This is a genomic window from Streptomyces roseicoloratus (assembly GCF_004117935.1).
GTDB classification, from domain to species: Bacteria; Actinomycetota; Actinomycetes; order Streptomycetales; family Streptomycetaceae; genus Streptomyces; species Streptomyces roseicoloratus.
Genome location: NZ_SDOY01000096.1, coordinates 1 through 19,725, shown reverse-complemented (window position 1 = coordinate 19,725; position 19,725 = coordinate 1). Strand labels below are relative to the sequence as shown.

At 72.2% G+C, this 19,725-nt stretch carries 15 protein-coding genes; 8 read left to right on the top strand and 7 right to left on the bottom strand.

Features of this window, described 5'->3' with window-relative positions:
* Positions 1 to 72 precede the first annotated feature (72 nt).
* Positions 73 to 3,594 (bottom strand): methionine synthase, encoded by a 3,522-nt coding sequence (gene metH / locus ESG85_RS10370; RefSeq protein ID WP_128977779.1) that lies wholly within the window; start codon positions 3,592 to 3,594, stop codon positions 73 to 75.
* A gap of 243 nt (positions 3,595 to 3,837) precedes the next feature.
* Here metH and ESG85_RS10365 point away from each other — a divergent pair, with 243 nt between their 5' ends.
* The 5 genes from ESG85_RS10365 (at position 3,838) to ESG85_RS10345 (ending at position 10,088) form a co-directional block, all read left to right on the top strand.
* A complete protein-coding gene (locus tag ESG85_RS10365) occupies positions 3,838 to 4,602 on the top strand; it encodes an IclR family transcriptional regulator (protein ID WP_128977777.1) in 765 nt (254 codons plus the stop codon).
* A 265-nt stretch (positions 4,603 to 4,867) separates the two neighbouring features.
* Positions 4,868 to 5,626 carry an MIP/aquaporin family protein gene (locus ESG85_RS10360; protein WP_128977776.1) on the top strand — a complete coding sequence of 253 codons (759 nt, stop codon included), beginning with the start codon at positions 4,868 to 4,870 and terminating at the stop codon, positions 5,624 to 5,626.
* 35 nt (positions 5,627 to 5,661) lie between these two features.
* Positions 5,662 to 7,191, top strand: coding sequence for a glycerol kinase GlpK (glpK, locus tag ESG85_RS10355; RefSeq protein WP_128977775.1), 1,530 nt, complete (start codon positions 5,662 to 5,664; stop codon positions 7,189 to 7,191).
* A gap of 16 nt (positions 7,192 to 7,207) precedes the next feature.
* Positions 7,208 to 8,812: a glycerol-3-phosphate dehydrogenase/oxidase gene (locus ESG85_RS10350; protein ID WP_128977774.1), complete on the top strand. Its 1,605-nt coding sequence runs from the start codon at positions 7,208 to 7,210 to the stop codon at positions 8,810 to 8,812.
* 175 nt (positions 8,813 to 8,987) lie between these two features.
* On the top strand, positions 8,988 to 10,088 hold the full coding sequence (locus ESG85_RS10345; RefSeq protein WP_128977773.1) for a PAC2 family protein: 1,101 nt from the start codon (positions 8,988 to 8,990) through the stop codon (positions 10,086 to 10,088).
* A 168-nt stretch (positions 10,089 to 10,256) separates the two neighbouring features.
* On the opposite strand, the gene mshC is transcribed toward ESG85_RS10345, so the two are convergent.
* The 4 genes from mshC to ESG85_RS10325 form a co-directional block, all read right to left on the bottom strand.
* Entirely contained in the window at positions 10,257 to 11,486 is a 1,230-nt protein-coding gene (gene mshC, locus ESG85_RS10340; protein ID WP_128977772.1) for a cysteine--1-D-myo-inosityl 2-amino-2-deoxy-alpha-D-glucopyranoside ligase, read from the bottom strand.
* 188 nt (positions 11,487 to 11,674) lie between these two features.
* The gene (locus ESG85_RS10335; protein WP_128977771.1) at positions 11,675 to 12,496 is read right to left on the bottom strand and encodes an SCO1664 family protein; all 822 of its coding nucleotides are present in this window, start codon (positions 12,494 to 12,496) and stop codon (positions 11,675 to 11,677) included.
* Positions 12,493 to 13,083 (bottom strand): DUF3090 domain-containing protein, encoded by a 591-nt coding sequence (locus ESG85_RS10330; protein ID WP_128977770.1) that lies wholly within the window; start codon positions 13,081 to 13,083, stop codon positions 12,493 to 12,495. The genes ESG85_RS10335 and ESG85_RS10330 overlap by 4 nt, the downstream gene beginning before the upstream one ends.
* Before the next feature lie 182 nt (positions 13,084 to 13,265).
* Complete coding sequence (locus ESG85_RS10325; protein ID WP_128977769.1) at positions 13,266 to 13,955, bottom strand: histidine phosphatase family protein; 690 nt, start codon at positions 13,953 to 13,955, stop codon at positions 13,266 to 13,268.
* A 96-nt stretch (positions 13,956 to 14,051) separates the two neighbouring features.
* On the opposite strand from ESG85_RS10325, the gene corA reads away from it, so the two are divergent.
* A complete protein-coding gene (corA, locus tag ESG85_RS10320; RefSeq protein WP_128977868.1) occupies positions 14,052 to 15,044 on the top strand; it encodes a magnesium/cobalt transporter CorA in 993 nt (330 codons plus the stop codon).
* Between the two features lie 136 nt (positions 15,045 to 15,180).
* On the opposite strand, the gene ESG85_RS10315 is transcribed toward corA, so the two are convergent.
* Together ESG85_RS10315 and ESG85_RS10310 are read right to left on the bottom strand one after the other, a co-directional pair.
* On the bottom strand, positions 15,181 to 15,966 hold the full coding sequence (locus ESG85_RS10315; protein ID WP_128977866.1) for a ferritin-like domain-containing protein: 786 nt from the start codon (positions 15,964 to 15,966) through the stop codon (positions 15,181 to 15,183).
* 245 nt (positions 15,967 to 16,211) lie between these two features.
* A complete protein-coding gene (locus ESG85_RS10310) occupies positions 16,212 to 17,261 on the bottom strand; it encodes an LLM class F420-dependent oxidoreductase (protein ID WP_128977768.1) in 1,050 nt (349 codons plus the stop codon).
* Between the two features lie 162 nt (positions 17,262 to 17,423).
* On the opposite strand from ESG85_RS10310, the gene ESG85_RS10305 reads away from it, so the two are divergent.
* Positions 17,424 to 18,410 carry an aldo/keto reductase gene (locus tag ESG85_RS10305; RefSeq protein WP_128977767.1) on the top strand — a complete coding sequence of 329 codons (987 nt, stop codon included), beginning with the start codon at positions 17,424 to 17,426 and terminating at the stop codon, positions 18,408 to 18,410.
* Positions 18,407 to 19,725 (top strand): helix-hairpin-helix domain-containing protein (locus ESG85_RS10300; protein WP_281288017.1); only part of this gene is annotated, 1,319 nt, incomplete at its 3' end. The genes ESG85_RS10305 and ESG85_RS10300, both read left to right, overlap by 4 nt.

Below are 19,725 nucleotides of genomic sequence, written 5' to 3'. Positions count from 1 at the left end.
CGACCGGCCTGCACTGGACCGACCAGTGTACGTCCGGATCACCTCAGGCGCAGGGATTTGCCCCCGTACCGGTCACCGGGCGTTGAAGTACTTCGCCTCCGGGTGATGGATGACGATGGCGTCCGTGGACTGCTCGGGGTGCAGCTGGAACTCCTCCGAGAGGTGGACGCCGATCCGCTCCGGCTCCAGGAGCTCGGCGATCTTCGCCCGGTCCTCCAGGTCGGGGCAGGCGCCGTAGCCGAGCGAGAAGCGGGCGCCGCGGTACTTGAGCGCGAACATGTCCTCGACGTTCTCCGGGTCCTCGCCGGCGAAGCCGAGCTCGGCGCGGACCCGGGCGTGCCAGTACTCGGCGAGGGCTTCGGCCAGCTGCACGGACAGGCCGTGCAGCTCCAGGTAGTCGCGGTAGGAGTCGGACGCGAAGAGCTTGGCCGTGGCCTCGCCGATGCGCGAGCCGACGGTGACGACCTGGAAGCCGACGACGTCGGTCTCGCCGGACTCCTCCGGGCGGAAGAAGTCCGCGAGGCACAGGCGCCGGCCGCGCCGCTGGCGCGGGAAGGTGAAGCGGGTGCGCTCGTTGCCGGCGTCGTCGAGGACGATCAGGTCGTCGCCCTTGGAGACGCAGGGGAAGTAGCCGTGGACGACGGCCGCCTCCAGGAGGTTCTCCGTGTGGAGGCGCTCCAGCCAGCCGCGCAGCCGCGGCCGGCCCTCGGTCTCGACGAGTTCCTCGTACGAGGGGCCGTCGCCGGCGCGGTTCTGCTTGAGGCCCCACTGGCCCTTGAACAGGGCGCCCTCGTCGAGCCAGCTCGCGTACTCCTTGAGCTGGATGCCCTTGACGACGCGGGTGCCCCAGAAGGGCGGGGTGGGCACCGCGTTGTCGGTGGCGACGTCGGAACGGCCGCCGGGCTCCGGCTCCTCGATCTGGAGGGTGGTGGCGCCCTTGGCGACCCGGCGCTGCTTGAGCTCGGGCAGGGCGGCGCCGGGTACGCCGCGCTTGACGGCGATGAGGGCGTCCATGAGGCGCAGGCCCTCGAAGGCGTCGCGGGCGTAGCGGACCTCGCCCTGGTAGATCTCGTGGAGGTCCTGCTCGACGTAGGCGCGGGTGAGGGCGGCGCCGCCGAGGATCACGGGGTACCTGGAGGCCAGCTCGCGCTGGTTCAGCTCCTCCAGGTTCTCCTTCATGATCACGGTGGACTTCACCAGGAGGCCGGACATGCCGATCACGTCGGCGGCGTGCTCCTCGGCGGCCTCCAGGATGGCGGAGACGGGCTGCTTGATGCCGAGGTTGACGACGTTGTAGCCGTTGTTGGACAGGATGATGTCGACGAGGTTCTTGCCGATGTCGTGGACGTCGCCGCGGACGGTGGCGAGGACGATGGTGCCCTTGCCCTCGGCGCCCTCGACCTTCTCCATGTGCGGCTCCAGGTAGGCCACCGCGGTCTTCATGACCTCGGCGGACTGGAGCACGAACGGCAGCTGCATCTGGCCGGAGCCGAACAGCTCGCCGACCACCTTCATGCCGTCGAGCAGCGTGTCGTTGACGATGTCGAGGGCGGGCCGGGTGGTCAGGGCCTCGTCGAGGTCCGCCTCCAGGCCGTTCTTCTCGCCGTCGATGATCCGGCGCTTGAGGCGCTCCTCCAGCGGCAGGGCGGCCAGTTCCTCGGCCTTGCCGGCCTTCAGGGACTTGGCGGTGGCGCCCTCGAACAGGGCCATCAGCTTCTGCAGCGGGTCGTAGCCCTCGGCCCGCCGGTCGTAGATCAGGTCTAGTGCGGTGGTGACCTGCTCCTCGTCGAAGCGGGCGATCGGGAGGATCTTCGAGGCGTGGACGATGGCCGAGTCCAGGCCGGCCTTCACGCACTCGTCCAGGAAGACGGAGTTGAGCAGGATGCGCGCGGCCGGGTTGAGGCCGAAGGAGATGTTGGACAGGCCGAGCGTGGTCTGGACGTCCGGGTGGAGGCGCTTCAGTTCGCGGATCGCCTCGATGGTGGCGATGCCGTCCTTGCGCGACTCCTCCTGGCCGGTGCAGATGGTGAAGGTCAGGGTGTCGATGAGGATGTCCGACTCGCGGATGCCCCAGTTGCCGGTGAGGTCGTCGATGAGCCGCTCGGCGATCTCGACCTTCTTCTCGACGGTGCGGGCCTGGCCCTCCTCGTCGATGGTGAGGGCGATCAGGGCGGCGCCGTGCTGCCGGGCGAGGCGGGTGACCTTGGCGAAGCGGGACTCGGGGCCGTCGCCGTCCTCGTAGTTGACGGAGTTGATGACGGCCCGTCCGCCGAGCTTCTCCAGGCCGGCCTCGATGACGTCGACCTCGGTGGAGTCGAGGACGATCGGCAGGGTGGAGGCGGTGGCGAAGCGGCCGGCGAGCTCCTTCATGTCGGCGACGCCGTCGCGGCCGACGTAGTCGACGCAGAGGTCGAGCATGTGCGCGCCCTCGCGGATCTGGTCGCGCGCCATCTCGACGCAGTCGTCCCAGCGGGCCTCCAGCATGGCCTCGCGGAACTTCTTCGAGCCGTTGGCGTTCGTCCGCTCGCCGATCGCCAGGTACGAGGTGTCCTGGCGGAAGGGGACCGTCTGGTAGAGCGACGCGGCGCCCGGCTCGGGGTGCGGCGTGCGGACGGGCGGGACGACGCCGCGGACGCGCTCGACGACCTGGCGCAGGTGCTCGGGCGTGGTGCCGCAGCAGCCGCCGATCAGGTTGAGGCCGTACTCGTGGACGAAGGTCTCGTGGGCGTCGGCGAGCTCGGCGGCCGAGAGCGGGTAGTGCGCGCCGTCCTTGGTCAGGACGGGCAGGCCGGCGTTGGGCATGCAGGAGAGCGCGACGCCCGCGTGGCGGGCGAGGTAGCGCAGGTGCTCGCTCATCTCGGCGGGGCCGGTGGCGCAGTTCATGCCGATCATGTCGATGCCGAGCGGCTCGAGCGCGGTGAGCGCGGCGCCGATCTCGGAGCCGAGCAGCATGGTGCCGGTGGTCTCGACGGTGACCGAGCAGATCAGCGGGACGGTGTAGCCGGCGGTCTCCATGGCGCGGTGGGCGGCGATGATCGCGGCCTTGGTCTGCAGCAGGTCCTGGGTGGTCTCGACGAGCAGCGCGTCGGCGCCGCCGGCGAGGAGGCCCTCGGCGTTCTGCTGGTAGGCGTCGCGGAGGGTGCCGTACTCGACGTGGCCGAGGGTGGGCAGCTTGGTTCCGGGGCCCATCGAGCCGAGGACCCAGCGCTGCTGTCCGGTCTTCTCGGTGTACGCGTCGGCGGCCTCACGGGCGATCCGGGCACCGGCCTCGGACAGCTCCTGGATGCGGTGGGCGATGTCGTACTCGCCGAGCGCGGAGAAGTTGCAGTTGAAGGTGTTGGTGCCGACGCAGTCGGTGCCGACCTCGAGGTAGGCGTCGTGGACCGCCCGGACGATGTCAGGGCGGGAGACGTTCAGGATCTCGTTGCAGCCTTCGAGCTGCTGGAAGTCCTCGAGGGAGGGGTCCTGGGCCTGGAGCATCGTGCCCATGGCGCCGTCGGAGACGACGACGCGGGAGGCGAAGGCCTCGCGCAGGGCGTCGGCCCGCCGGGCGGCGGTTGCGGGTGCGGCGGAAGGGGTCGGCGACGAGGCCATGGATGGGGCTCCCTGGGGTGCGACGGCTGTCGGCTTTGCGCCCTCGGCAGAGGGTGCACGGGCCCAGCGTAGCCGCGACGGTGCCGGGGTGGACACGGGGTTCCAGCAGGTGGACGGCATCCTGTGTCCGGGGACTCCCGGTCCGGCCCGTTCTTGTCCGACACTGTCAGGTGTGACACAAGGTCGGCATCGACCGATAGTGTTCAGCATTGTCGAACAGCATGTGAGGAGAAGGGCCGGGCGATGGCGAAGAACATCCAGTCGCTTGAACGGGCGGCGGCGATGCTGCGACTGCTCGCGGGCGGCGAGCGCCGGCTCGGCCTGTCGGACATCGCCTCCTCGCTGGGTCTCGCCAAGGGCACGGCGCACGGCATCCTGCGCACGCTCCAGGCGGAGGGCTTCGTGGAGCAGGACAGCGCGTCGGGGCGCTATCAGCTGGGCGCGGAGCTGCTGCGCCTGGGGAACAGCTATCTGGATGTGCACGAGCTGCGCGCGCGGGCGCTGGTCTGGACGGACGACCTGGCGCGCTCCAGCGGGGAGAGCGTCCATCTGGGCGTGCTGCACCAGCAGGGCGTGCTCATCGTCCACCACGTCTTCCGGCCGGACGACAGCCGGCAGGTCCTGGAGGTGGGGGCCATGCAGCCGCTGCACTCCACGGCCCTGGGCAAGGTGCTCTCGGCGTACGACCCGGTGGCGCACAGCGAGGCGGTGGAGGTCGAACGGGAGCCGTTCACGCCGCGCACGGTGACCGGGCTCGCGGACTTCGAGTCGCTGCTCGACATGACCCGGGCGCGCGGCTGGGCGGCGGACGTGGAGGAGACCTGGGAGGGCGTGGCCTCGGTGGCGGCGCCCATCCACGACCGGCGCCGGATGCCGGTGGGGGCGGTGGCCATCACGGGCGCGGTGGAGCGGGTCTGCGCGGACGGCGAGCTGCGCTCGGAGCTGGTGGCGGCCGTCCGGGACTGCGCCCGCGCGGTCTCCCGCGACCTGGGGGCGGGTCGCTTCTGACCTGGTCAGCGGCTACGCCCGGGCACGCCGGAACCCGTCGGTAACGATCGCGTTATCGGCGGGTTTTTCGCGCTCGTGACCCTTGACGGGCTGTGAAGCGTGGCGCAAAACTTCCGTTCATCGGTCGGCATTGTCGAACAGCTACCGGCAATACGCGCTAAGGTGTGACAGTGCCAAGGGCCGGCAACGCCCTCACCTGAGGGCGCGAACCACCGGAGGGACCCGTGGTTCGCCTTCCCCTGGACGAAGGACAAAGGAGTCGCGGGTGTCCAGCTCCGACATCTTCATCGGCGAGACCATCGGTACCGCCGTACTCATCCTGCTCGGCGGCGGCGTCTGCGCCGCCGTGACGCTCAAGAGCTCCAAGGCCCGCAACGCGGGCTGGCTGGCGATCACGTTCGGGTGGGGCTTCGCCGTGATGACGGCGGTCTACATGACCGCTTCCCTCTCCGGCGCCCATCTGAACCCCGCCGTCACGATCGGCATAGCCCTGAAGGACGGCGACTGGAGCAACGTGCCGGTCTACGTCGCCGGTCAGATGCTCGGCGCCATGATCGGCGCGGCGCTGGTCTGGATCGCCTACTACGGCCAGTTCCGGGCCCACCTCACGGACCCCGAGACGCTCGGCGAGAAGCCCGTCGAGGGCCCCGGCCCGGTGCTCGGCGTGTTCTCCACCGGTCCGGAGATCCGCAACACCTGGCAGAACCTGGCCACCGAGATCATCGGCACCGTGGTGCTCGTGCTCGCCGTGCTCACCCAGGGGCTCAACGACAGCGGCAAGGGCCTCGGCGTCATCGGCGCCCTGATCACCGCCTTCGTGGTGGTCTCCATCGGCCTGTCGCTCGGCGGCCCCACCGGCTACGCGATCAACCCGGCCCGTGACCTCGGCCCGCGCATCGTGCACGCCCTGCTCCCGCTGCCGAACAAGGGCGGCTCCGACTGGAGCTACGCCTGGATCCCGGTCGCCGGTCCGCTGATCGGTGGCGCCCTCGCCGCGGGTATCTACAACATCGCGTTCGCCTGAGCAGTCCTTCTTCCAGACTTCCCTTGGAGTTCACCGTGACCGACGCCCACACTGCCGGCCCGTTCATCGCCGCCATCGACCAGGGCACCACCTCGTCCCGCTGCATCGTCTTCGACAAGGACGGCCGCATCGTCTCCGTCGACCAGAAGGAGCACGAGCAGATCTTCCCGAAGCCGGGCTGGGTCGAGCACGACGCCACCGAGATCTGGACCAACGTCCAGGAGGTCGTCGCCGGCGCCATCGCCAAGGCCGGCATCACCGCGGCCGACGTCAAGGCGATCGGCATCACCAACCAGCGCGAGACCACCCTGATGTGGGACAAGAACACCGGTGAGCCGGTGCACAACGCGCTGGTCTGGCAGGACACCCGCACCGACGCCCTGTGCAAGGAACTCGGCCGCAACGTCGGCCAGGACCGCTTCCGCCGCGAGACCGGCCTGCCGCTCGCCTCGTACTTCTCCGGCCCGAAGGTCCGCTGGCTGCTCGACAACGTCGAGGGCCTGCGCGAGCGCGCCGAGCGCGGCGACATCCTCTTCGGCACCATGGACTCCTGGGTCATCTGGAACCTGACCGGCGGCGCCGAGGGCGGCGTGCACGTCACCGACGTCACCAACGCCTCCCGCACCCTCCTGATGAACCTTCACGAGATGGCCTGGGACGAGCGCATCCTCGCCTCCATCGGCATCCCGGCCGCGGTGCTGCCGGAGATCCGCTCCTCCGCCGAGGTGTACGGCACGGTCAAGGGCGGCGTCCTGGACGGCGTCCCGGTCGCCTCCGCGCTCGGCGACCAGCAGGCCGCCCTGTTCGGCCAGACCTGTTTCGCCGAGGGCGAGGCCAAGTCCACGTACGGCACCGGAACGTTCATGCTGATGAACACCGGCGACAAGATCATCAACTCCTACAGCGGCCTGCTCACCACCGTCGGCTACCAGATCGGCGACGAGAAGCCGGTCTACGCGCTCGAGGGCTCGATCGCCGTCACCGGATCCCTGGTCCAGTGGATGCGCGACCAGATGGGCCTGATCAAGTCCGCCGCCGAGATCGAGACGCTCGCCTCCTCCGTCGAGGACAACGGCGGCGCCTACTTCGTGCCGGCCTTCTCCGGCCTCTTCGCCCCGTACTGGCGCTCCGACGCCCGCGGCGTCATCGCCGGCCTCACCCGCTACGTCACCAAGGCGCACATCGCCCGTGCCGTCCTCGAGGCCACCGCCTGGCAGACCCGCGAGATCACCGACGCCATGACCAAGGACTCCGGCGTCGAGCTGACGGCCCTCAAGGTCGACGGCGGCATGACCTCCAACAACCTGCTGATGCAGACCCTCTCGGACTTCCTGGACGCGCCCGTCGTGCGCCCGATGGTCGCCGAGACCACCTGCCTCGGCGCCGCCTACGCCGCCGGCCTGGCCGTCGGCTTCTGGCCCGACACCGACGCCCTGCGCGCCAACTGGCGCCGGGCCGCCGAGTGGACCCCCCGCATGGACGCCGACAAGCGCGACAGCGAGTACAAGAACTGGCTCAAGGCCGTAGAGCGCTCCATGGGCTGGATCGAAGCAGAAGAGAACTGACGAGGAGCAAGACGCGATGACCACCCTGCAGAGCCTCCCCTCCCTGGGGACGCACCCGGCCGCCGGTTCCCTTCCGACCCGTGCCGAGACGAGGGAGCAGCTGTCCAAGGCGACGTACGACCTCCTGGTGATCGGCGGCGGCATCCTGGGCATCTCCACCGCCTGGCACGCCGCGCAGTCCGGGCTGCGGGTGGCCCTGGTGGACGCCGGCGACTTCGCCGGCGCCACCTCCTCCGCCTCCTCCAAGCTCCTCCACGGCGGTCTGCGCTACCTGCAGACCGGCGCGGTCAAGCTCGTCGCGGAGAACCACTTCGAGCGGCGCGCGGTCTCCCGCCAGGTGGCCCCCCACCTGTCCAACCCGCTCACCTTCTACCTGCCCGTCTACAAGGGCGGCCCGCACGGCGCGGCCAAGCTCGGCGCCGGCGTCTTCGCCTACAGCGCCCTGTCCGCCTTCGGCGACGGCGTCGGCCACCTGCTGAGCCCCGCCAAGGCCGCCCAGGACGTGCCGGAGCTGCGCACCGACAACCTGAAGGCCGTCGCCGTCTACGGCGACGACCAGATGAACGACGCCCGCATGGCGCTGATGACGGTCCGCGCCGCCGTCGACGCCGGCGCGGTCGTCCTCAACCACGCCGAGGTCACCGGCCTGCGCTTCACCAAGGGCCGGGTCACCGGCGCCGAGCTCAGGGACCGGCTGTCCGGCGAGGAGTTCGGCGTCACCGCCCGCCTGGTGCTCAACGCCACCGGCCCGTGGGTCGACCACCTGCGCCGGATGGAGGACCCGAACGCGGCGCCCTCCATCCGCCTCTCCAAGGGCGCCCACCTGGTGCTCAAGCGGACCTCCCCGTGGAAGGCCGCGCTGGCCACCCCGATCGACAAGTACCGGATCACCTTCGCCCTCCCCTGGGAGGACATGCTCCTGCTCGGCACGACCGACGAGGAGTACGAGGGCGACCCGGCCGAGGTCGCGGTCAACGACAAGGACATCGCCCAGATCCTGGACGAGGCCGCCTTCTCCATCCGCGACCAGCAGCTCGACCGGTCCCTGATCACCTACGCCTTCGCCGGCCTGCGGGTGCTGCCGGGCGGTCCCGGCGACACCTCCAAGGCCAAGCGGGAGACGGTCGTCACCGAGGGCCGCGGCGGGATGCTGTCGGTCGCCGGCGGCAAGTGGACCACCTTCCGCCACATCGGCCGCACCATCATGAAGAAGCTGGAGTCGCTGCCGGGCCACCCGCTCGGCGAGGACTACGAGCCGGTGTCCGCGCTGCCGAAGCGGCTGCCGCTGCCCGGCATAGCCAACCCGAACGCGGTCGCCCACCGGCTGCTCGTGGACGGCCCGGCGCCCGGCCCTCGGATGTCCGCGGACACCGCCAAGCACCTGGCCACCCACTACGGCTCGCTCGCCTTCGACATCGCGCGCATGGCGAACGAGAACCCCGAACTCGCCGAGCGCGTCCACCCCGACGCGCCGGAGATCTGGGCCCAGGTCGCCTACGCCCGCGACCTCGAGTGGGCCGAGACCGCGGACGACGTGCTGCGCCGCCGCACCACCCTGACCATCCGCGGTCTCGCCACCGACGAGATCCGCGGCAAGGTCGAGGACATGCTGCGCAAGTAGGCGTCACGCCGGGAACGGCACGCGTGCGTAAGGGGCGGTCTCCGTGGGGGACCGCCCCTTACGCGTTTTCGTGTGCGGCCCCGTTTTCCTGGGTAGTTGATCAAGGCCGACGCGGCTCGGGAAAGCCGTAAGGTTGGTCCGTACGACAGAGGAACTTCGACGAAGGAGGCGCTGGGTGATCGAGCTCGAGGGGGTTCCCGAGCTGATCGACCCGGTCATGGTGGCCGCGTTCGAGGGGTGGAACGACGCCGGTGACGCCGCCTCCGCGGCGGTCGCCCATCTGGACCGGGAGTGGAAGGGCGAGGTGTTCGCGGCGCTCGACGCCGAGGACTACTACGACTTCCAGGTCAACCGGCCCACGGTGTGGCTGGACGGCGGCGTCCGGAAGATCACCTGGCCGACGACCCGGCTCTCCGTGGTGCGGATCGGCGGCGAGAAGCCCCGCGACCTGGTCCTGGTGCGCGGGATCGAGCCGTCCATGCGCTGGCGGTCGTTCTGCAACGAGCTGCTGGGCTTCGCGCACGAGCTGGGCGTGGAGATGGTGGTGATCCTGGGCGCGCTGCTCGGCGACACCCCGCACACCCGGCCGGTACCGGTCAGCGGCGTCACCTCCGACCCCGACCTGGCCCGCACGATGGACCTGGAGGAGACCCGCTACGAGGGCCCGACGGGCATCGTGGGCATCCTCCAGGAGGCCTGCACCCACGCCGGCGTGCCGGCGGTGAGCCTGTGGGCCGCGGTGCCGCACTACGTGTCGCAGCCGCCGAACCCGAAGGCGACGCTGGCGCTGCTCAACCGCCTGGAGGACCTGATCGGCCTGCGCATCCCGCTCGGCGAACTGCCGGAGGACGCGCGGGCCTGGCAGCTGGGCGTGGACCAGCTGGCCGCCGAGGACAGCGAGGTCGCCGAGTACGTGCAGACCCTGGAGGAGGCGCGGGACACGGCGGAGCTGCCGGAGGCCTCCGGCGAGGCCATCGCCCGCGAGTTCGAGCGCTATCTGCGGCGCCGCGACCCGGGCCAGGGCCCGGGGCCGGGCCTGGCGACGGAGGGCGGCGACACCTCGTACCTGCGGGACGGCCCGGACGAGCGGACCCGCCCGCCGAAGCCGCAGCAGCCAGGCCCCGAGGCGGTCCCGGGCGCGGACCCGGCCCTGGGCGGCGGCCCGGACGCCGGGGACGCCACGGGCTCCGGCGGCCCGGACGGGGGAACCGGCCCGGACGCGCCGGGCGCCGCGGACGCGGGTGAGGAGCCGGACGGCGGCGACACCGGGGACTGACCGGCGCGGCGACACGGCCTCGCGGCCGGGGCCCGGATCGCCGGCCGTCCCTCCGTACGACGTCCCCTCCCCCGTGGCGACGAACGAACCGCCCTCGGACTTCACCAGGAAGTCCGAGGGCGGTCGCGTGTGCCGGGGTGTGCCCGAGCCGTGCCGGTCCGGGACGCGCTACAGGGCGACGCCGAGCAGCGCGTCGACGGCACGGGAGACGAGCCCGGGCGCGGACTCGTCGGTGCCGCCCTCGGCGGTCTGCGACGCGACCCAGCGGTCGACCGCGGCGAGCGCGGCCGGGGCGTCCAGGTCGTCGGCGAGTGCCTCGCGGATCTCCTCGACGAGCGCGTCGGCGGACGGGCCGTCGGGGCGCGAGACGGCGGCGCGCCAGCGGTCCAGGCGCGCGACGGCGTCCTGGAGGACCTGGTCGGTCCATTCCCAGTCGGCCCGGTAGTGGTGGGCGAGCAGGGAGAGCCGGATGGCGGCCGGGTCGACGCCGTCCCTGCGGAGCGCGGAGACGAAGACCAGGTTGCCCTTGGACTTGGACATCTTCTCGCCGTGCAGGGCGACCATGCCGGCGTGGACGTACGCCTTGGCCATGGGGAACTCGCCGGTGAGCGCCTGGGCGTGCGAGGCGCCCATCTCGTGGTGCGGGAAGATCAGGTCCGATCCGCCGCCCTGGACGTCGAAGCCCATGCCGAGGTGGTCGAGGGCGATGGCGACGCACTCGATGTGCCAGCCGGGACGGCCGGGGCCGAGGCTGGCGCCGTCCCAGCTGGGCTCGCCCTCGCGGGCGGCCATCCACAGCATCGGGTCGAGCGGGTTCTTCTTGCCCGGGCGGTCCGGGTCGCCGCCGCGCTCGGCGGAGAGGTGGCGCATCAGCGCGGTGTCGTAGTGCGAGACCTGGCCGAAGTGCGGGTCGGCCTCGACGGAGAAGTAGATGTCGCCGTCGAGCTCGTAGGCGGCGCCGGAGTCCCGCAGCCGCTCGACCAGCGGGACGATGCCCGGTATGGCCTCGACGGCTCCGACGTACTGCTGCGGCGGCAGCATGCGCAGGGCGGTCATGTCCTCGCGGAACAGGGCGGTCTCGCGCTCGGCGAGGGCGACCCAGTCGATGTCGTCGCGGAGGGCCCGCTCGAGGAGCGGGTCGTCCACGTCGGTGACGTTCTGGACGTAGTGGACCTGCCGCTTGGTGTCGAGCCACACGCGCTGAACGAGGTCGAACGCGTTGTAGGTCGCCGCGTGCCCCAGGTGGGTGGCGTCGTACGGCGTGATGCCGCAGACGTAGATGCGGGCGACGGGGCCGGGGGCGAGGGTCACTCGTCCGCCGGTCGACGTGTCGTGAATCCGGAGGTCGCGGCCCTTGCCGGGCAGGGCGGGGACCTCAGAAGCGGGCCAGGCATGCATGTCCTGAGCGTAACCGGACAGGTGTTCCGGATACGAACCGCACCCGGATCTTGACCGATTAGGCGGTCTTGCAAGTCAGAGCGGTTCGTGCATACCCCCGGGGGGTGTGACCGAGCCGACGGAGGTTGGCCGGAAAGCATCGGCCCGTTACACGCGAGTTCCCCGATGACGCCTGGTGGGGACGGTCGCTACACCGGCGGCCAGGGGATCGCGGGCCACTGCCCCGACGGTACGGGATGCCGCCCCGTCCCGCGCAGCCGGGCGACCCGCTGCCGCAGGGCGTCCACCTCTGCGGCGGTCAGCAGCGCCGCGAGCCGTTCCGCCAGGGGAGTGCCGGGCGCGAGCCGGGCGTCCAGGACGGCCAGCACGGCGAGGGCCTCCTCGGTCAGCTCCTCCCCCGCCCAGCCCCACAGCAGGGTGCGCAGCTTGTCGTCGACGTGGAAGGAGACGCCGTGGTCGATCCCGTACAGATGTCCGTCAGGTCGGGGCAGCAGATGCCCGCCCTTGCGGTCGCCGTTGTTGATGACGGCGTCCAGGACGGCCAGCCGGCGCAGCTGCGGGCTGTCGGCGTGCACGAGCAGCGCCGTGCGGTCCTCTGCCACCTGGGCGGGCCCGACGGCCTTCCAGCCCTCTCCCGGCTCCTCGTCGTCGACCAGCGCGAGCAGGGCCGCCTCCGGGTCGGTCTCGACCCACAGCTGCACCATGCCCTCGCCGTACGGCCCGTCGCGGAGCACGGTCGGCGGGACCAGGTCCCAGCCGGTGGCCTCGGACAGCTCGAAGGCGGCGACCTCGCGGCGGGCGAGGTTGCCGTCGGGGAAGTCCCACAGGGGGCGCTCCCCGGCGACCGGCTTGTAGACGCAGTCGAGCTCCTGGCCGTCATGGGCGACGGAGCAGAACAGCACCGCGTTGGACGCCTCGCGGACCCGGCCGCGGACGGTCAGCTCGCCCCGGCCGAGCAGGTCGAGGACCGCGGGCGTCGTGGGCGTCGCAGGGGCCTGATGGCTGCTCATGCGCCGCGACGGTATCCGTTCTGGCGCGGGCAGACATGGCCCTCGGGGTCGAGCGGCAGACTGCACAGCGGGCACGGCGGCCGGCCCGCGTTGACCACGTCGAGGGCGCGCTTGGCGAAGGCCCGGGCCTGGGCTCCGGTCAGTCGGACCCGCAGCATCGGCGGGCCGTTCTCCTCGTCCTGGAGCAGCCGCTCCTCGGCCTCGGCGAGGTCCTCCTCGGAGTCCGCGTCGAGCTCGACGAGCGCCTGCGCCTCGACGATCATGCGCTGCTCCTCGCCGTCCCAGGCGAGCGCCATGGTGCCGACCCGGAACTCCTCCTCGACGGGGGTGTCGAGGGGGGCGGTGTCCGTGACGTCGGCGGGGGCCACCGCGGGGACGGGAGCGTTGCCGCCGGTGCGGCGCACGACCTCGTCGAGCAGTTCGTCGATCCGCTCGGCGAGGGCCGCGACCTGGGTCTTCTCCAGGGCGACGCTGGTGACCCGGCCGGCCGCGGACGCCTGGAGGAAGAACGTACGGCGGCCAGGCAGCCCGACCGTGCCGGCCACGAAACGCTCCGGCGGGTCGTAGAGGAACACCTGACGGGACACGTTCCCGACTCCCTTGGGTCTCGGCTGTGGTGCTGCTGTCGTGGATCTCGGCTGTGGTGCTGTCGTCCACGCCCCTGCCGTGAACGCCCCTGCCCCGAACGCAGTTGCTGTGAACACTGTTGTCACGGCGCCGGCCGCGGGACGTCACTACAGCGGCGCGTCCACCCTACTGCGCGGATGGATCACGGTGCGCCCGCGCCGCCTCCCACCTCGGCCTCCCCCGCGCCGCCGGCCGGCTCGCGCGGGGCGAGGGCGGCCAGGTCGCCGGTGTCGCCGAGGCGGAGCAGGAAGGGGCGGAGGCGGGTGTAGCGGATGGCGGTGACCGAGCAGGGGTCGACCTGGATCCGCTGGAAGAGGTCCAGGTGGAGGCCGAGGGCGTCGGCGACGAGCGCCTTGATGATGTCGCCGTGCGAGCACATCACGTAGACGGCGTCCTCACCGTGCTCGGCCTCGATCCGGGCGTTCCAGTCGCGCACCGCGTCCACGGCCCTGGCCTGCATGGCGCGCAGGGACTCGCCGCCCGGGAAGGCCGCGGCCGAGGCGTGCGCCTGGACGACCTGCATCAGCGGCTCGTCCATGAGTTCGGCGAGCTTGCGGCCGGACCAGTCGCCGTAGTCGCACTCGCTGATCCGCTCCTCGGCGTGCAGCGGCAGCCCGGGGCGGGCGTCGAGGAGCGGCCGCACGGTCTCGCGGCAGCGCTGGAGCGGGCTGGTGACGACGGCGGCGAGCGGCACTCCGGCCAGCCGCCCGGGCAGCTCGGCGGCCTGCGCGGCGCCGCGCTCGTCGAGCGCGACCCCGGGCGTGCGTCCGGCGAGCACCCCGGAGGTGTTGGCGGTGGAGCGTCCGTGCCGTACGAGGATCAGGGTGGCCATGGGGGCCAGCGTAGGCGTCCCCACGCGCGCGTGGGGAACGCCGGTGGCGGACCGGTGCTCCGCGGGAGGGTGCGCTCCGGCTTCGCCCGGGGGAGAATACGGCGCGTGATCGTGGACTCAGCCATCTATCGGCGCGGGCAGCGGACGAGGAGCCCCGCCGATCTGTCGGAGGCCCTGGCGGAGGCGCGGTCGAGCGGGGACGCGTTCCTGTGGGTGGGGCTGTACGAGCCGACCGAGGCCGAGTTCAGCCATGTCTCCTCGGAGTGCGCGCTGCACCCGCTGGCCGTGGAGGACGCCCTGAAGGCGCATCAGCGGCCCAAGCTGGAGGTGTACGACGACTGCCTGTTCGTCGTCCTGAAGCCGGTGGTGTACGAGCCGGAGAGCGACCGGGTCAGCTCGGACGAGGTGATGGTCTTCGTCGGCGACTCGTTCGTGGTGACCGTACGGCACGGTGCCGGCAGCCCGCTGACGGCCGTGCGCAAGCGCATGGAGGCCACGCCGGACGTGCTGCGGCACGGGCCGACCGCGGTCCTGTACGCGATCAGCGACGCGGTCGTGGACCACTACATCGACGTCGCAGGGGAGCTCCAGATCGACCTGGAGGAGCTGGAGGCGGATGTCTTCGCGCCGTCCGGCGGCAGCCCGAAGCGGACCGCGGAGCGGATCTACACGGCGAAGCGGCAGGTCCTGGAGTTCCGCCGGGCGGCGAGCCCGCTGACCGGGCCGATGGCCCGGCTCGCGACGGGCGCGGTGCCCTTCGTGCACGACAAGGCGATGCCGTTCTTCCGTGACGTGCAGGACCATCTGCTGCGCGCCAACGAGCAGGTGGAGAGCCTGGACCGGCTGCTGTCGGACGTGCTGTCGGCGCATCTGGCGCAGATGGGCGTGCGGCAGAACGACGACATGCGCAAGATCTCGGCGTGGGCGGCGATGGCCGCGGTCCCCACGATGGTCGCGGGGATCTACGGCATGAACTTCGAGCACATGCCGGAGCTCCGCTGGGCGTGGTCGTACCCGGTGGTGCTCCTGCTGATGGCGGGGATCGTCACAGGCCTGTACCGGCTGTTCAAGCGGCGCGGCTGGCTGTGAGATCCGGCCCCGAAGGGCCTCGAGGCCCCCTGCCGCGGGACCGCGCGCAGGGGCTCCGGGCGGGTGCTCTGGGGGCGGGACCTCGGGGGCCGGGATCTCGGACGGCCCGGGCCCGGTCGTCCGTCCGGGGTGCCGGTCAGAAGGCCGGGGCCGGCGTCATGGGGCCGCCGAGGGCGTCGCGGCGCTCGGGCATCCTGAGGTCCACCATCTTGTGCCAGCCGGCGGCGCGCTCCCACACGTACATCGCGTGGATGCCGGCGGCGAGCACCGCGGACTTCGCCCGGGACCAGCCCAGGATGCGGCCCATGTGGCCCATCACGGCGAGGCCGACGTCCCGGTAGACCTCGATCTCGGCGAGCGCGGACTCCCGCAGGACGCGCTGGATGAGCCGGCCGTGCCCCTCGTGGTTGAGGCGCAGCAGTTCCTCGTGGCAGTACGCGAGGTGGTTGGTCTCGTCGTTGTCGATCATGCGGATGGCCTTGCCGAGTTCGGGATGGTCCCCGAAGTACGTGACCAGCATGATCATCTGATCGGCCGCCCGCTGTTCGGTGACCCGGCTGTGCGCCAGGTAGACGATGACGTCCCGCTCCGTCAGCGGCTCGTCGCGGCGCAGCTTGTCGTGCGCGAGGCCGATGCCGCGCTTCTCCAGCAGCATCGTGTAGTCGGTGTCGGGCGGGACGGGCACCGGGTCGAGGCCCCGCTTCTTCAGCAGGGCGTTGAAGATCCGGCCGTGTTTGTCCTCGTCGGCGCCGTGCCGGGTGATCTTGGGCACCATGTCCCGCATGCCGGGGGGAACGAGCGACGCGATCCGGCCGTTCTCCCAGCCGCCCTGGGCCTCGCCGCTGGCGGCGATGGAACAGAAGAGCCGGAACGACTCGTCGTTGTCGATGATTTCTTGGAAAAGGCCCTTGGCCGTGAGCATGGCTGCCACCTCCCGTGGTGTACGAGTCAAATGCGCCGCCCGGGGGCGGGCAACAGGAGGGGCGGGGGGCTGGGCCGAAAGGATGACGGCCCGGAACGGTGCCCGGCGGGCGTTCGGCCGGCCGGGAGCGTAACCCCGGGCGCGGCTCGCGCGTTGTGCTGCGTGACGGCCGTGGCGGGGAAGACCCCCGAGCCCCCACCACGGCCGCGGGTTCGTTCCGGGACGCGTCCCGTGGATACCGGGCCTTACGCGAGACCGGCGCGCTCCAGGGCCTCCACACCGGCGCGCAGCGCCGCGAGCCGTTCGTCGAGCGTGAAGCCGGCCGGGGCCAGCGTCAGGGTCGTCACCCCGGCCTCCGCGTAGGCCTTCATGCGGTCGGCGATGCGGTCGACGGAGCCGAGCAGGGTGGTCTGGTCGATCAGCTGGCGCGGTACCGCGGCGGCGGCTCCGGCCTTGTCGCCGGACAGGTACTTCTCCTGGATCTCGGCGGCGGCCTTCTCGTAGCCCATGCGCTGGGCGAGCTGGTTGTAGAAGTTCTGCTTGCGGCTGCCCATGCCGCCGACGTACAGCGCGGTGTACGGGCGGAAGACGTCCGCCAGCGCGTCGATGTCGTCGCCGAGGGCGAGCGGCAGGGTCGGGTGGACGTCGAAGCCGTCCATGGTGAGCCCGGCCTTCTCGCGGCCCGCCCGGAGATGGCGCAGCGCGGTCTCCTCCAGGTGCTCGGCGGCCGGGAAGATGAGCAGGGCACCGTCGGCGATCTCGCCGGTCTGCTCCAGGTTCTTGGGGCCGATGGCGGCGATGTAGAGCGGGATGTGCGGGCGGGTCGGGTGGACCGTGAGCTTGATGGGCTTGCCGGGGCCGTCGGGCAGCGGCAGCGTCCAGTGCTCGCCCTCGTAGCTGAGGCGCTCGCGGGACATGGCCCGGCGGACGATCTCCACGTACTCGCGGGTGCGGGCCAGCGGCTTGTCGAACTTGACGCCGTACCAGCCCTCGGAGACCTGGGGCCCGGAGACGCCGAGGCCGAGCCGGAAGCGGCCACCGGAGAGCGAGTCGAGGGTCGCGGCGGTCATGGCCGTCATCGCGGGCTGCCGCGCCGGGATCTGCATGATCGCGGAGCCGATGTCGATCCGCTCCGTCTTGGCGGCGACGTACGAGAGCACGGTCGGCGCGTCGGAGCCGTACGCCTCGGCGGCCCAGCAGACGTCGTAGCCGAGCCGGTCCGCCTCCTGGGCCACGGCCAGGTTGTCGCCGTCCATGCCCGCGCCCCAGTAGCCGAGGTTGATGCCGAGCCGCATGCCACGTACCCCTTACCCATCGGTAACGTCCTGTGCCGGGGACTCTAGCGCGCTCCCCCGGCATTCGTCAGGAGCCGGTCCGGGGGCTTCGAACGGACGGCCTGTGGACAGCTTGTCCACAGGGTCTCTCCGCGTGGTGCCATGGCCAGTAATCTCGCGGCCATGGAGCAGAGGCATCTCGGACGTACCGGCCTGCGCGTGTCCCGGCTCGGGCTCGGCACCCTCACCTGGGGCCGCGACACCGACGAGCACGACGCCGCCGAGCAGTTGAAGGTGTTCTGGGACGCGGGCGGCACGCTCGTGGACACGGCGGACGTGTACGGGGGCGGCGAGGCGGAGTACCTGCTCGGCCGGCTCGTGGACGAGAGGTCGGGCCTGGTCCCGCGCCGTGACCTGGTGATCTCGACCAAGGCCGGCAGCGTCCCCGACCCGGACCGGCGCACGGACGGCTCGCGCGGCCACCTGCTCGCCGCGCTCGACGCCTCGCTCGCCCGGCTCGGCACGGACCACGTGGACCTCTGGCAGCTGCACGCCTTCGATCCGTACACCCCGCTCGAGGAGTCGCTCCAGGCCCTCGACATCGCCGTGCGCAGCGGCCGCGCCCGCTACGTGGGCGTCTCCGACTTCTGCGGCTGGCAGCTGGCGAAGGCCGGTACTTGGCAGCAGAGCGGTGACCGGACCCGGTTGGCCGGGACGCAGATGGAGTACTCGCTGCTCCAGCGGGGCGTCGAGCGCGAGGTGCTGCCGGCCGCGCTCGACCTGGGCATAGGACTGCTGCCGTCCTCGCCGCTCGGCCGCGGAGTGCTCACCGGCAAGTACCGGCACGGGACCCCGGCGGACTCGCGCGGTGGTTCGGAGGCGCTCGCGCCGTTCGTCGAGCCGTATCTGGACGAGGCGGCGAGCCGGATCGTGGACGCGGTCAGCACGGCGGCCGACGGCCTCGCCACCACGCCGCTGCAGGTCGCCCTCGCCTGGGTCCGCGACCGGCCCGGCGTCACCGCCCCGATCGTCGGCGCGCGCAACGCGCAGCAGCTCGCGGCGGCTTTGTCAGTGGAGAGCCTTAGTCTTCCTGACGAGATCTGCCGGGCTCTCGACGACGTGTCGGCGCCCGTGCACCGCTACCCGGATCACGACTGGAGCACCTTGTGACCGAGCCTTCCGGCGACACCGCGCCGCCCGGGGCGACCGAGCCGACCACCGACGCCCAGGAACCCCCCGCGAGCCCGCCGGACGCGCCCGCGTCCGAGGAGCGCGAGGCCACCGAGGAGCCGGAGGAGTCCGGTGCGCCCGAGGACGCGGCCGGGGCTGAGAGTGCGGACGGGGACGGGGACACGGACGGGGACGACGCTGCGGACGCGGCGACGGGCGCGGACGAGGCTACGGACGCGGACGCGGCTACGGACGCGGACGCGGCTACGGACGCGGACGCGGCTACGGATACAGATACGGATGCGGATGCGGATGCGGCTACGGATACGGCCGGAAGTGACGCAGACGGGGCCGGGGCGTCCGCGCTGTCCGAGGCGCAGGCGGAGCTGGCCGCGCAGCGGGAGCTGCGGGCGAGGATCGAGCAGCGCAAGGCCGAGCGCGCCGCGCCCGTCGAGGCGGGCGGGAAGCTGACGGGCACGGCGGCGGACCTCCTCGCCGCGGTACGGGCGGTGGAGAGCGGCGCCCGGCCGGTCTCGGTCCCGCGCGTCGAGGCGCCCGTGCCCGCCCGGCCCGCACCGGCTGCGCCGGCCGCCGCCCCCGCCGCGACCGTGCGCCCGCCGGTGTCCCAGGCGCCGCCGGCGACCGAGGAGGCCACGGCGGCCGTGCGGCAGGTGCTGGCGCGCGGCGACGCGCCCGAGGCGCTCGCCCCGAAGGTCGCCGCGGTCCTCGGCGAGGGCGCGGCACGGGCGCTCGCGGACGATCCGTGGCAGCTGCTCGCGGTCCCGGGCGTGCGGCCCGAGCAGGCGGACGGATTCGCGCGGGCACTGCTGGGTCCGGAGTGCGGTCCCGCCGACCCGCGCCGGGCGGTGGCCCTCACGGCCTGGCTGCTCGACCAGGCGGCCCTGAAGGGTCACACCGCCCTGGAGATCGGCGCCGTACGGGACGGGCTCGCCCGGCTCTCGGTGCCGGAACCCGACAAGGCCGTCGACCTCGCCGTCTCCGAGGCCGCCGTACTGGTCTTCCAGGAGGAGGATCAGGAGGACGAGGAGCCGGAGGAGACCGGTGAGGCCGGCGGGGAGGAGCGGGAGGAGCCGCGCCCCGGGACGCCGGTGCTGCTGGGCCTGGAGCGTTTCGCGCTCGCGGAGGAGAGCCTCGCCGACGGTCTCGCCCGCCTGATCCGCACGGTCGAGCCGGCGGAGTGGGACGGCCCAGAGCTGGCCCGGGCCACCGGTGCCCACGGGCTCGTGCTGCACACCGGCGGCGAGGCCGCCCGTGCCGAGCCCGTCGCGCTCGCCGAGGCCGCCCGCGCGCGCGG